We start from the raw sequence: 13,506 nt of genomic DNA on the forward strand, positions 1-13,506 counted from the left end.
CAACCTCTTTTTTGCACTGAGCTCTTTGTAACTTAATAACATTCCGGTTTATTAGACTGCGTTATGAAGATTTATACACAAGCTCATCTAAACACATTTCGAAAACAGCTCCGAAACAACATGCCTCAACCAGAACGCAAGCTATGGTTTTATATACGGAACAAGCAGCTTGGTATTAAGTTTCGCAGACAACATAGCATCGGAAAGTACGTCGTGGATTTCTTCAGCTGTGAACTAAAACTGGCCATTGAGATAGATGGTAATAGCCACTTTTCAGAACAAGCACAGGCTTACGATCATCAGCGTACACGAGACTTAAACAAGATTGGAATCAAGGTGCTTCGCTTTACCAATAATGAAGTTAATCAGAATCTTGAAGAAGTTTTGGTGAAAATCATGAATTCAACCCCCAAATAAACTTCTGTGTACGCATCCCCCTCTAACTCCCCCTTATTTCAACATTTTCGATTACCCTGCCGATCTAAGGTAAAGGGGGAGAATTTTCTTTGTTCACTTAGGTTCCTAGGCTTACTGAAACCATAAAATGTTCAATAAATCGCTAATAGGAAAGCTTACGTTAATCGCTAAAATTTGTTGTAGTCGGTATATGCTCCAACAACTACGGAACGGTTCCTCCCCTTTCCAATGAAAGCTAAAGGGATCTAGAAACCTGACATAAGGGGAGGCTAGGAGGGGATTTTACAATGAATCTAAAGAACGGCGGGCACAAAAAAACCGCTGAATAATCAGCGGTTTTTAAATTCTTTAAGCGAACGCTAAGCGTGGCTTAGAACAACTCTTCTGCAACGCGGAACAGCTCAGAACGGTCTGGGTTCTGCATGTTCTCGATACAATCGATGATGTCGTGGTGAACAAGTTCTTCTTTCTCGATACCCACACAACGACCACCGTGACCTTCTTGAAGAAGGTGAACAGCGTAGTTACCCATACGAGAAGCCAATACACGGTCAAATGCAGTAGGACGACCACCACGTTGGATGTGACCAAGAACCGTTGCACGAGTTTCACGACCTGTTGAAGATTCAATCTCTTTAGCCAGTTCGTTAGCATCCATCATTAGCTCAGTTAGAGCGATGATTGCGTGCTTCTTACCTTTCGCAATACCATCTTGGATGTTGCTGATAAGCTGTTCTTTATCTAGGCCAGTCTCTGGAGTAATGATGTACTCACAACCACCCGCGATTGCTGACATAAGCGTAAGGTCACCACAGTGACGGCCCATGATTTCAACAATAGAAATACGTTGGTGAGAAGAAGACGTGTCACGTAGACGGTCAATTGAATCAATAACAGTGTTAAGCGCTGTTAGGTAACCGATTGTGTAGTCAGTACCCGCGATATCGTTATCGATTGTGCCTGGAAGACCGATACATGGGTAACCCATTTCAGTCAGCTTCTTAGCACCCATGTAAGAACCGTCACCACCGATAACAACAAGTGCTTCGATACCGTGCTTCTTAAGGTTCTCAATGCCTTTCTCACGAACAGCAACGTCTTTAAATTCAGGGAAACGTGCAGAACCTAAGAAAGTACCACCACGGTTGATCACGTCAGATACGCTTGAACGGTCAAGCTTTTCGATACGGTCTTCAACAAGGCCTTGGTAGCCATCGTAAATACCGTAAACTTCAATGCCAACTGATAACGCAGTACGAACAACGCCGCGAACTGCTGCGTTCATACCTGGAGCGTCACCACCACTGGTCAAAACACCGATCTTCTTAATCATGCTCACCCTCGATTTTTGGGAATCTATTATTCAATTCTTGTTCTTGCTGATTGTATATCAACAAGATTTTAAATCTATATTTGTGCGTTATGTTACATTTCCTCAACAGGAATAGCACTCAAATCGCGTAAAATTATGTAACATTTCTACTTCTGTAAGAGTATTACAGTTTTACTCAATAACTTTGTTGATTCACATCAGAATCAACATTAATTGTTACTAAGGTGGTTTTTGAATCACCTAACAGTTAATAATTTTTACTCACTTTAGTTCAAAAGCCACTCACTTACCATTTGCCCGCTGATTTTTAGCACGCATTACCACGAGTGGAATTTCTGCTGCTTCTCTGGTCCAAATACGACCGAATACGGGTCTTGGTGAATTAATACATCAGCATCAGGGAACACGGAGATAAGCTTAGCCTCTACTTCGTCAGAAATGCGATGCGCTTCAATAAGTGGGATATTATCTTCCAATTCTAGATGCAGTTGGATGAAGCGTATTGGCCCCGAGCGACGCGTTCGTAATTGATGCACACCCAACACGCCTTCCACGCTCAATGATGTCTCTTTAATCTGTTTCAGCTCATCATCTGGCAGCTTATGATCAAGCAGAGACTGAACCGCTTCCATCGCCATTTGATAAGCGCTGTACAGAATGTAGATACCGATACCGACCGCGAATACTGAGTCCGCCTGACCAATCCCAAACCAGCTCAATGCCAGTGCCAGCATGATCGCAGCGTTCATATAAAGGTCTGATTGATAGTGCAGAGAGTCGGCCGCAATAGCTTGGCTGCCTGTTTTGTTGACCACATGCTTTTGGAATCGAACCAAACCGAAGGTCATCACCATCGCAAATAAGCTGACATAGATACCAATCTCTGGAGAATTCAGTTCATGAGGTCGGAAGAAGCGCTCAATACCATTGAGAATAAGGAAACATGCAGAGCCTGAAATAAACATTGCCTGCGCTAATGCAGCGAGAGATTCAGCCTTACCATGACCAAAGGTGTGCTCTTTGTCGGCAGGCTGCAGAGAGTAACGAACCACGATAAGGTTAACGACAGAGGCCGCGATATCCAGCATTGAATCCACGACGGAAGCCAGCAGACTCACAGAACCTGTTACCCACCACGCTGCGACTTTCACTATCAATAAAATAGTGGCGATGGTGGTGGCTGCCCAAGCGGCGAGCGTAACTAAACGTGCGTATTCTTGTTTCATAACTTGGCTATAAAGTGACTGATAGCACAAAGTATAACCTGCAAACCACCAATTGAATATGACAGCCATGATGTAAAACATTCATTTTTAAGGATCAAAAAAAGCGACACTCGGCCGCTTCTTTCTAAACACTTTCATTCAACGCTGATTTCTCAAGCAATGAATTACTTGTCTTTGTTCATGCGTTTTTCCATTTTGTCAGCACACTTAGTCATGCGCTCTTGTTGGATTTCTTTCAGTTGAGTCTTTTGCTCAGCCGTTAGTACGCTCATCATTTGGTGTTGCTTCTTAAGCATTGCTACGCGACGCTCAGTTTGCTTCTCAACCATTTGGCTTGCTAGGTCGTTTGCTGCTGCTTCGTCAAAGTTGTCAGCAAGTACCAATGCTTGAACCTTTTCGTGATGCGCTTTCATTTGCGCCATTTTTGCCGTTTTGTTTGCACCGCGCTTTGCTTTCATCTCAGCACGGTCTGCTTCACGCATCTCTTTTAACTGTTCTTTTTGAGCGTCGGTTAGGTCTAGTTGGCGCATTACTTTTTTATCGAAACCGCCACACTTGTCGTGCATACCTTTGTGGTCACCTTTATCACCACCACCGTAAGCATACGCGCTTGCTGTACCAAAAATAAGTGGAAGTGCCGCAGCTGCTAGTACAAGTTTCTTAGTCATTTTCATAATTGTTGCCTCAATTCGGTATAATAAGTCATGTGTTGCGTCTGTTTCTCAGCGCTTGAATATAGATTAGTCTTTCCCTCGTAAAGTGACGTTTAGAAAGCGTAAAGAATCGTAAAGAGTGAAAGTTGACGAATAATTAGCAGTATTATTAACCTAACTAAATGATTAAGGCTTCCCAATGGCGAACATTCTTCTTATTGATGACGACACAGAGTTAACCAGCTTACTTAAAGACATTTTGAGCTTTGAGGGCTTCACTGTCTCCGAAGCCAATGATGGCTATGCCGGGCTTGAAGCGATCAATGATGAGATTGATCTGGTCCTTTTGGATGTGATGATGCCGCGTCTTAATGGCATGGAAACACTAAAGAAACTGAGAGAAAATTGGGAAACACCAGTGCTGATGCTGACCGCAAAAGGCGAAGAGATCGACCGTGTGATTGGTCTTGAACTTGGCGCGGATGATTACCTGCCTAAACCTTTCAGTGACCGAGAGTTGTTAGCGCGTATTCGAGCTATCTTGCGTCGTACTCAAACCAACACCGCACCTAAGGCGGCCAGTGATAGAGTTCAATATCAAGACATCGAAGTCTTCCCTGGCAAACAAGAAGCCTACTGCAATGGGGAGCTCATCGACCTCACCACAACCGAGTTCGCCCTACTGAGTCACCTTATCCAAAACCCAGGGCAAGTGATCACCAAAGAAGCATTGAGTTTGGATGTGCTGGGTAAAAGGCTCGCAGCGTTTGACCGCGCGATAGACATGCACATCTCTAATCTACGTAAGAAGATTCCTGAGCGCACTGACGGCAAATCACGTATCAAAACCTTACGAGGCCGTGGCTACTTATTGGTAGAGGAAGATTAATGCGTATACCTAAAATCACCAGCTTATATGGACGTATCTTTGCTATCTTTTGGTTCACCATGTTACTGGTGCTTTTGTCGGTGCTGTCACTTCCCCATTTAGACCCTCGAGTCGCGCGAGATGTGCCCGCAGATCACCTCGATAAACTCGAGCGTATCGCTAAAATCACAGAGAAACGCTACGCCAAAGAACCTAATCTGGGCAAGATTGTCTTCCAACTGGAGGCGCCACGCAGCCGCAAGGATTCTAGAGCTCGCATCTACCTGACCGATCTTGAGGGCGCAGTCCTTACCTCGAAAAGGCATTCAGACTATAAGCTAAAGGCGATTCGTAACTTTGTTACCTCGATTGATAACCCTGAGATACCGAAGCAAAAACTCTACGGACACTACATGGTCGCAGGGCCAGTGCCAATTACTCTCGCTGGTGAAGAGTTGCTGATGTATGCCGGAGTGAAGTGGAACCAACCACCGCCATTCTTACTGCGCCTGTTTGATAGACCTCTGCAGCTATTGCTTGCCGTGATGTTGGCGAGTACCCCGCTATTACTTTGGTTAGCTTGGGCACTGAGTCAACCCGCTCGCAGGCTAGAACGCGCGGCACAACGCGTGGCGAAAGGTCAATTCGAGGTCGATCCAACACTCGAAAAAGGTACTTCAGAGTTCAGACAAGCTGGTGAAAGCTTTAACCAGATGGTAGAAGCGGTAAACCAGATGATTTCGGGGCAACAACGCCTGCTCTCTGATATCTCACACGAGCTCCGCTCGCCACTGACACGTCTTCGCATGGCCAATGCACTGGCGATTCGTAAACAAGGCGAGAGCCAAGAGTTAGAACGCATTGATACCGAAGCACAGCGTTTGGAACAGATGATCAGTGAGCTGCTGACGCTATCTCGTATGCAGGTCGACAGCCATATTACTCGTGAGGTTCAGCCTATCTCGAGCCTATGGGAAGAGATCTTAAAAGACGCAGAGTTTGAAGCCGAACAGATGGGCAAACAACTGACGTTCTCGGAGATCCCAGAACGCTCTATTTCGGGGAACCCTAAACTGCTGATGAGTGCGCTAGACAACATTACACGCAATGCCATCTACTACGGTAAAGACCAAGTGGATGTACAGTTCCATGTGGTTCAAGATCAGCTAACAATTTGCGTCAATGATAATGGTGATGGTGTTCCAGAGGATGAACTCGATTCTATCTTCAGACCTTTTTACCGTGTCTCAACAGCGCGTGACAGAAACTCTGGCGGCACAGGGCTTGGATTAACCATTACTGAAAGTGCGATTCGCCAACACAGCGGAACCATCACCGCAACCCGCAGCCAGCTCGGTGGATTACAACTCGAAATCACCCTGCCTATCTTACCGGTGTAATACCCCCACAAAGATCGCAGTTGATAATGATTGTCATTACCATTATGGTAAATCCTCTAATTAAGGAGGATTTACCATGTCGCACACTTTCCCTGCTTTACCCTACGCTTACGATGCCCTAGAGCCTTACATTGACGCTAAGACAATGGAAGTGCATTACAGCAAGCACCATAGAACCTACTACGATAAGTTTGTTGCGGCGGTGTCTGGCAGCGAGCTAGAACAGCAATCTCTGACCGAGATCTTCGCCAACATCTCTCAGCACAGCCCGGCTGTTCGTAACAATGGCGGTGGCTACTACAATCACATCTTGTACTGGAACTGCATGTCGCGAGACGGCGGTGGTGAACCTACGGGCGAGCTTGGTGAGGCTATCAAGAGTACCTTCGGAGATTTCGAGACCTTCCAAGATCAGTTCGCTCAAGCGGCGCTCAATACCTTTGGCTCGGGCTTTGCTTGGCTAGTGGTAGAGCAAGGACAACTGAAGATCATCTCGACCTCAAATCAAGACAACCCATGGATGGATACCATCGCTAGCAACGGTGAGCCGATTCTTGCATTGGATGTTTGGGAACACGCCTACTACATCAGCTACCAAAACCGTCGCCCTGATTACATCAACGCATGGTGGAATGTGGTGAATTGGAAGGCGGTTTCTGAAAACTACGCGCAAGCACTAACGAACCAAGCGTAAGCGAATGGTGACGGTGGCGAACTGTACTCACTCAGCTTGCCACCGTATACTCGGGCTATCTTTGATTACTCTTGTGAACCAACATGTTTGATATCGCTCTATACGAACCAGAAATTGCACCCAATACGGGTAACATCATCCGCCTATGTGCTAACTGCGGCGCAAACCTGCACCTGATTGAACCGCTTGGCTTTGATTTTGAAGAGAAGAAGGTTCGTCGTGCTGGATTGGATTACCACGACCTTGCGCGAGTTAAGCGTCACAAGAACCTAGAAGCTTTCCTTGAGTATCTAGAGAATGAACGTGAGGGTGATTTCCGCATCTTTGCTTGCACCACAAAAACGACAGGCCACCACGTTGATGCGAAATTCCAACAAGGCGATGTGCTGATGTTTGGCCCTGAGACTCGCGGCCTGCCTGCTGAGTTCATTGAAAGCATGCCAATGGAGCAACGTATTCGTATTCCAATGATGCCAGACGCACGCAGCCTCAACCTGTCTAACGCAGTGGCAATCATTGCTTTTGAAGCATGGCGACAAATGGGCTTTGAAGGCGCGGTATAACCGAACACTCAAGCTTATCTTTTATCTGTTATCTGTTATCGATAGTAAACAGTAAGTAACAGCTAGCGACAGACAATAAAAAAGGCTCTTACCATTATCACTTTCTTGCGAAGGATAAAGGTAAGAGCCTTTTCTGTTTTCCCTCTATCTAAAGAGAAAAAAGATTAATTAGTTTAAGCGATTACGATCGTTGTCGTCGTCTTTCTTCTCAAACTCACCCTCAAAGGTGTTGCCGTCTTTTGATTGATCAGATGGATCGCGATTGAATGGGTCTTGTCCAAATGGGCTCTGGCCAAAACCAGCTTGTCCACCGGCATGGAAACCGCCAGACATATTAGTCACCACCATTTTTTCCATCATTTTCTTGGCAATCATCGCTCTTGGTGCTGGCAATAATACCAACATACCGAGTGCGTCCGTCATAAAACCCGGAGTCAGCAGCAATACACCGGCAACTGCAAGCATCACACCTTCAAGAATCTGTTGTGCTGGCATTTCGCCTTGTTGCAAACGACCTTGCACAGACATAAGTGTCTGAATGCCTTGGCTACGAACCAGCGATGCACCCACAAATGCAGTGATCAAAACCAACGCAATAGTTGGCCACAATCCTAAGAAGCCACCAACTTGAATAAATAGCCCAATCTCAATGATGGGTACGAAGATAAATAGTAATAATAAGATAGGAAACACACGCCCTCCTTTGTTACTTGCAGTTTACGCTGAAAGCCCTAACAATCTCAAATTTATCCTGTAAATAAGCGTGTTTATTGACCAAGAATAACTTTGCAAAATATTGACGAAACAAAACCGAAAAAGGTGATCCACTTAATATTTTTATGCGCTAAGTACAGTATCATGTGCCACATAAGTCAGGACGGATTTATCAGCCCAATATTCTAGCGAACGGAGTATTTGCACACAGAATAGGCTAATAACTAACTATATAATCAGAATAATTCTCTAAGGATCCTGTTATGGCTACTCAATCAGAAGCTCAAGTTGAAGCTCCTCAAGCTACTCGTCTCGAAGAAGATCTATTAGGTCAACGTCATGTTCCGGCTGATGCTTACTACGGCATCCACACTCTACGCGCAGTTGAAAACTTCAACATCTCAAATGTAACGATCTCAGATGTACCTGAATTCGTTCGCGGTATGGTGATGACTAAGAAAGCAGCGGCTTTAGCAAACAAAGAGTTAGGTGTAATTCCAAGCGAAGTGGCTAAATACATCATCCAAGCTTGTGACCTAATTCTAGACACGGGTAAGTGCATGGATCAGTTCCCATCGGACGTTTTCCAAGGTGGTGCTGGTACTTCTGTAAACATGAACGCAAACGAAGTTGTTGCGAACGTGGCTCTTGAACTTATGGGCAAAGAAAAAGGCCAATACGAGTTCATCAACCCGAACGACCATGTAAACCGCAGCCAATCTACAAACTGTGCTTACCCAACTGGCTTCCGTATCTCTGTTTACAACAGCGTTCGTAAACTGATTGATGCGATCGAATACCTAAAAGGTGCATTCGAGCTTAAGAGCCAAGAATTCAACACGATTTTGAAGATGGGTCGTACTCAGCTTCAAGACGCAGTTCCAATGACGGTTGGCCAAGAGTTCCACGCTTGGGCTGTAACCATCAATGAAGAAATCAAAAACCTAGAATACACTTCAAAACTACTGCTTGAAGTAAACCTAGGCGCAACGGCTATCGGTACAGGTCTGAACGCAGCACCGGGTTACCAAGGCCTAGCAGTGAAACACCTAGCAGAAGTAACAGGCCTAGAGTGTGTAGCGGCTGAAGATTTAATCGAAGCAACGTCTGACTGTGGCGCATACGTAATGACGCACGGCGCACTTAAGCGTCTAGCAGTTAAGCTATCTAAGATCTGTAACGACTTGCGTCTACTTTCTTCAGGTCCACGTACTGGTTTGAACGAGCTAAACCTACCTGAACTGCAAGCAGGTTCTTCAATCATGCCTGCTAAAGTAAACCCAGTTGTACCTGAAGTAGTAAACCAAGTTTGCTTCAAAGTTCTAGGTAACGACAACACGGTTTCTTTCGCTGCGGAAGGTGGTCAACTTCAACTGAACGTAATGGAACCTGTTATTGCACAAAGCATGTTTGAGTCTCTAGACATCCTAACAAACGCTTGTGTGAACCTACGCGACAAGTGTGTAGACGGCATTACGGTGAACAAAGAAGTATGTGAAGCGCACGTATTTAACTCTATCGGTATCGTCACTTACCTAAACCCATACATTGGCCACCACGAGGGTGACATTGTTGGTAAGATCTGTGCTGAGACAGGTAAGAGCGTTCGTGATGTGGTTCTAGAGCGCGGTTTATTAACCGAAGAAGAACTTGATGACATTTTCTCTGTTGAAAATTTGATGCATCCTCAGTATAAAGCGAAGCGCTACGAATAAAGTTAGCGAGAAAGGGTTCCAAACGGAGCCCTTTTTTAGGCTCCAATACGGTTAACCATGATTATTTTGTGGATTTCCGTTGGTTGCGCTTTTGCCAAATTGAATCTAAACCATAGAACTATTATGTGAACATTCCAGCGGCGAATGTTCACATAATAAAATCTAAATGAGGTGTTACTTATGATTGCAGTAGAACTGTTTGTCGTCCTGCTCTTTATCTTTTTGGGGGCCAGAATTGGCGGTATCGGTATTGGTTTTGCCGGTGGTGCTGGTGTTATTGCCCTTTCACTTATTCTTGGCGTTCCAACAAGCCAATCTTTCATCCCGATCGACGTAATCTTGATCATCATGTCAGTTATCACCGCAATTGCTGCAATGCAAGTTGCTGGCGGTATGGACTGGTTGGTACAAATTGCCGAAAACTTTTTGCGTAAACACCCTGAACGCATCACCTTTTACGCGCCGATTGTGACCTTTGTAATGACATTAATGGCGGGTACTGGTCACACAGCATTCTCTACGCTTCCTGTTATTGCAGAAGTAGCGAAAGGCCAAGGTGTTCGTCCTTCTCGTCCACTGTCTATCGCAGTTGTCGCTTCTCAAATTGCTATCACAGCTTCGCCAATCTCGGCTGCAGTTGTGGCTTTCGCAGCAATGTTGGCACCATTTGGTGTTGATTACCTAACGCTATTGATGGTTTGTATCCCAACAACCTTCATCGCTTGTATGGTTGGTGCGGTTGTTGCTAACTACATGGGTAGCGAATTGAAAGACGATCCTGTTTATCAAGAACGTCTAGAGAAAGGTCTAATCAAGCTAGCAACAGAAGAGAAACGCGAAATTCTACCTACAGCGAAGAAAGCAACGTACATCTTCCTAGCTGCAATTGGTTTCGTGGTTTGTTACGCAGCGGCTATCTCTAGCTCTGTTGGCCTAATTGAAAACCCGGCGCTAGGTCGTAACGAAGCGATCATGTCTGTAATGCTGGCAGCAGCAGCGGCTATCGTGATGTTCACTAAGATTGATGCAGCGAAGATTTCTTCAGCACCAACGTTCCGTTCTGGTATGACGGCATGTGTATGTGTACTTGGTGTGGCTTGGTTAGGTTCAACGTTTGTAAACGCACACGTTGCTGAAATCAAAGACGTAGCAGGCGCTCTACTGGCTGATTACCCATGGATGCTGGCTCTTGTTCTGTTCTTCGCTTCTATGCTGCTTTACTCTCAAGGCGCAACAACAGTTGCACTGATGCCTGCAGCACTAGCGATTGGCGTAGCACCACTAACAGCCGTTGCTTCTTTTGCTGCGGTAAGTGCGCTGTTCGTACTTCCAACTTACCCTACGCTACTAGCAGCGGTTGAGATGGATGACACAGGCTCAACGCGTATCGGTAACTACGTATTCAACCACCCATTCTTCATTCCAGGTGTGGTAACAATCAGTACTGCGGTAGCACTCGGCTTCGCATTCGGCGGTCTGTTTATCTAACATTCGCTGGTGATTGAACATTTAAAAGGAAGCTTCGGCTTCCTTTTTTGTTTTCTGCTCAATGTGTTATTTGATACGCATCAAATAACCATTATAAACTTTAAAAGCCGCCTAAAAATAAAGTTTGAATAAAATTCCAAGATTATTCTGCCTAATCATAAACAACACCTACCAAATCAATCTCCTTCCACTTCCAGTTAATCCAAAACGAATATTAATCCAAGCTAACTAACCAAAAAACCTTGACAATTTTCTGCCATTTTTTAGCCCTTTTATTAGCCATTATTTTTGTGAACAGCACCAAACTTAAATACCGGAGTAAGGAATAAAATAACCGCAGCTAAATTAAATCTAACTTCATTTGGATTAGTAAATATAAAAACAACCTTAATTTAAAGTCAGCAACTTTATATCGTTGAGTGCTTTATAAGTGTCCGTGTATTTACAATCTATAAATCATTAGTCGCTAATTCACATCACTTCTATTTAAGATGATGTAAGGAGATAGCCATGACAACTCAAACGATACCAAGCGAGAAAAAAAAGGGCGGCTTCTTTGCCAACTTTAAATTCCCTTCTGCCTACACCATTCTATTTATTCTGATTGCGTTCGTTGCACTGCTTACCTGGATTGTTCCAGCAGGCCAATACGACCGTGCAATGAATGAAGAGCTAGGCCGAGAAGTACCCGTAACCGGAACCTATCAAGCGGTAGAAGGTAACCCTCAAGGCGTGATTGATGTACTGCTCGCGCCTATTGACGGCTTCTATGACCACAATAGCTATGAAGCGGCGGCTATCGACGTTTCGCTGTTCATCTTAATCATTGGTGGCTTCTTAGGGCTAGTAACCAAAACGGGTGCCATTGATGCCGGTATCGAGCGCGTCACCGCCCGCTTAGAAGGGCGAGAAGAGTTGATGATACCAATACTGATGGCGCTATTTGCCGCAGGTGGTACCGTCTACGGCATGGCGGAAGAATCACTGCCCTTCTATACATTGCTAGTGCCGGTAATGATGGCAGCTCGCTTTGACCCTCTTGTTGCCGCTGCGACCGTACTGCTTGGTGCAGGTATTGGGGTGCTGGGTTCAACGATTAACCCATTCGCAACCGTGATCGCTGCCAACGCCTCTGGTATTCCATTTACAGACGGTATCGTGTTGCGCATTGCGATGTTGATTATTGGTTGGGGTATTTGTGTTGCCTACGTAATGCGTTACGCAAGAATGGTTCAAGCCGATCCAACAACATCAATTGTCTACGACAAATACGAAGAGAACAAAGCGCACTTCTTAGGTAATGCGAGCGGCGAAAAACTTGAATTCACCGCGACTCGCAAACTGATTCTGACCATTTTTGGTGGCTCGTTCGCTGTAATGATTTATGGTGTATCCGTTGCTGGATGGTGGATGGCTGAGATCTCAGCGATGTTCTTAGCAGCAACCATCATCGTTGGTATTGTGGCTCGCATGAGCGAAGAAGAGTTTACCACCAGCTTCATTGATGGTGCCCGCGACCTACTTGGCGTTGCGCTCATCATAGGTATTGCACGTGGTATCGTAGTGGTGATGGACCGCGGTATGATCACCGATACCATTCTCTTCTCAGCAGAACAGATGGTAACGGGGCTTTCTTCGGTTATCTTCATTAACGTGATGTTCTTCTTAGAGATTCTACTGTCGTTCTTAGTGCCATCGACCTCTGGCTTAGCGGTACTGACCATGCCAATCATGGCACCACTGGCCGACTTTGCTGGCGTAGGTCGTGACTTGGTTATCACTGCGTACCAATCTGCATCTGGCTTGGTGAACCTAATCACCCCAACCTCCGCGGTGGTGATGGGTGGTTTGGCGATTGCTCGTGTCCCTTACGTGCGCTGGGTTAAATGGGTGATGCCACTAGTCGGTATATTGATGGTGTTCTGCATTGTTGTACTGAGTATTGGTGCGCTGATCTAACTAACAGCACTTCACTCCTTTCTCATCCAAAGCCGCTTCTCACAGCGGCTTTTTTATTGTTCCCTCTCAATGTAACCCTCTGCCACTGAAACAGCTCCTCAAAGCCATACACGCGATATTCAAGGTTCTTCTGTTCGTAGCCAAGCTCAACCAAACTCAAAGCACTCGCAATAGAAGAATCAATCCTACTTTTAAACATCTAATTTTCTTGATGAAATAACACTCTATTTTCAACCATGATGTTTAAACAAATAGTTAGTCACTTATTAGCGTTAATTATATTTAAAGTAATTAATAGCCTAATAAACAGACGAGGATTAATGCCCTTTTCTATCAAAAAACACACTTAAACAGCCGATTTTAAAATGTGATCGCAACAGCTTTATTCGCATTTACTTTGTTAATAAACAATTAATTCCACATCCAAAATTAAATATCTAAATAAAAACACTGCATACTTCCAAGCTAAGTACACT

General features: G+C 45.0%; 12 protein-coding genes. 8 read left to right on the plus strand and 4 right to left on the minus strand.

All coding sequences use genetic code 11. The features are described 5' to 3' along the window. Positions 1 to 63: 63 nt before the first annotated feature. Positions 64 to 417: an endonuclease domain-containing protein gene (locus tag AB4512_RS01240; RefSeq protein ID WP_372174185.1), complete on the plus strand. Its 354-nt coding sequence runs from the start codon at positions 64 to 66 to the stop codon at positions 415 to 417. A gap of 370 nt (positions 418 to 787) precedes the next feature. On the opposite strand, the gene pfkA is transcribed toward AB4512_RS01240, so the two are convergent. The 3 genes from pfkA to AB4512_RS01255 form a co-directional block, all read right to left on the minus strand. Further along, positions 788 to 1,750: a 6-phosphofructokinase gene (pfkA, locus tag AB4512_RS01245; protein WP_017061160.1), complete on the minus strand. Its 963-nt coding sequence runs from the start codon at positions 1,748 to 1,750 to the stop codon at positions 788 to 790. A 317-nt stretch (positions 1,751 to 2,067) separates the two neighbouring features. Further along, on the minus strand, positions 2,068 to 2,976 hold the full coding sequence (gene fieF, locus AB4512_RS01250; protein ID WP_029235400.1) for a CDF family cation-efflux transporter FieF: 909 nt from the start codon (positions 2,974 to 2,976) through the stop codon (positions 2,068 to 2,070). Positions 2,977 to 3,140: 164 nt separating this feature from the next. Further along, positions 3,141 to 3,650, minus strand: coding sequence for a CpxP family protein (locus AB4512_RS01255; protein ID WP_017071179.1), 510 nt, complete (start codon positions 3,648 to 3,650; stop codon positions 3,141 to 3,143). Positions 3,651 to 3,828: 178 nt separating this feature from the next. On the opposite strand from AB4512_RS01255, the gene AB4512_RS01260 reads away from it, so the two are divergent. The 4 genes from AB4512_RS01260 to trmL all read left to right on the plus strand — a co-directional run bounded on the left by AB4512_RS01260 (position 3,829) and on the right by trmL (position 7,154). Next, positions 3,829 to 4,518, plus strand: coding sequence for a response regulator (locus AB4512_RS01260; RefSeq protein ID WP_017066566.1), 690 nt, complete (start codon positions 3,829 to 3,831; stop codon positions 4,516 to 4,518). After that, positions 4,518 to 5,897 carry an envelope stress sensor histidine kinase CpxA gene (gene cpxA / locus AB4512_RS01265; RefSeq protein ID WP_017068848.1) on the plus strand — a complete coding sequence of 460 codons (1,380 nt, stop codon included), beginning with the start codon at positions 4,518 to 4,520 and terminating at the stop codon, positions 5,895 to 5,897. Before AB4512_RS01260 ends, cpxA begins: the two co-directional genes overlap by 1 nt. Before the next feature lie 76 nt (positions 5,898 to 5,973). Beyond that, complete coding sequence (locus AB4512_RS01270) at positions 5,974 to 6,591, plus strand: superoxide dismutase (protein ID WP_017071177.1); 618 nt, start codon at positions 5,974 to 5,976, stop codon at positions 6,589 to 6,591. A gap of 83 nt (positions 6,592 to 6,674) precedes the next feature. Beyond that, positions 6,675 to 7,154, plus strand: coding sequence for a tRNA (uridine(34)/cytosine(34)/5-carboxymethylaminomethyluridine(34)-2'-O)-methyltransferase TrmL (gene trmL, locus AB4512_RS01275; protein WP_009844716.1), 480 nt, complete (start codon positions 6,675 to 6,677; stop codon positions 7,152 to 7,154). 168 nt (positions 7,155 to 7,322) lie between these two features. Here trmL and AB4512_RS01280 read toward each other — a convergent pair whose 3' ends face one another. Next, positions 7,323 to 7,847 carry an FxsA family protein gene (locus AB4512_RS01280; protein ID WP_012604974.1) on the minus strand — a complete coding sequence of 175 codons (525 nt, stop codon included), beginning with the start codon at positions 7,845 to 7,847 and terminating at the stop codon, positions 7,323 to 7,325. A gap of 284 nt (positions 7,848 to 8,131) precedes the next feature. On the opposite strand from AB4512_RS01280, the gene aspA reads away from it, so the two are divergent. From aspA to AB4512_RS01295, 3 genes are all read left to right on the plus strand, one after another. Further along, positions 8,132 to 9,583 (plus strand): aspartate ammonia-lyase, encoded by a 1,452-nt coding sequence (gene aspA / locus AB4512_RS01285; RefSeq protein WP_017063668.1) that lies wholly within the window; start codon positions 8,132 to 8,134, stop codon positions 9,581 to 9,583. Between the two features lie 180 nt (positions 9,584 to 9,763). After that, a complete protein-coding gene (locus AB4512_RS01290) occupies positions 9,764 to 11,071 on the plus strand; it encodes an anaerobic C4-dicarboxylate transporter (protein ID WP_017061168.1) in 1,308 nt (435 codons plus the stop codon). 510 nt (positions 11,072 to 11,581) lie between these two features. Then, positions 11,582 to 13,030, plus strand: a complete 1,449-nt coding sequence (locus tag AB4512_RS01295; protein WP_017062726.1) for a YfcC family protein — start codon at positions 11,582 to 11,584, stop codon at positions 13,028 to 13,030. The last annotated feature ends 476 nt before the right edge of the window (positions 13,031 to 13,506 follow it).

Source organism: Vibrio sp. 10N.222.52.B7 (assembly GCF_041474275.1).
Taxonomy (GTDB): domain Bacteria; phylum Pseudomonadota; class Gammaproteobacteria; order Enterobacterales; family Vibrionaceae; genus Vibrio; species Vibrio crassostreae_C.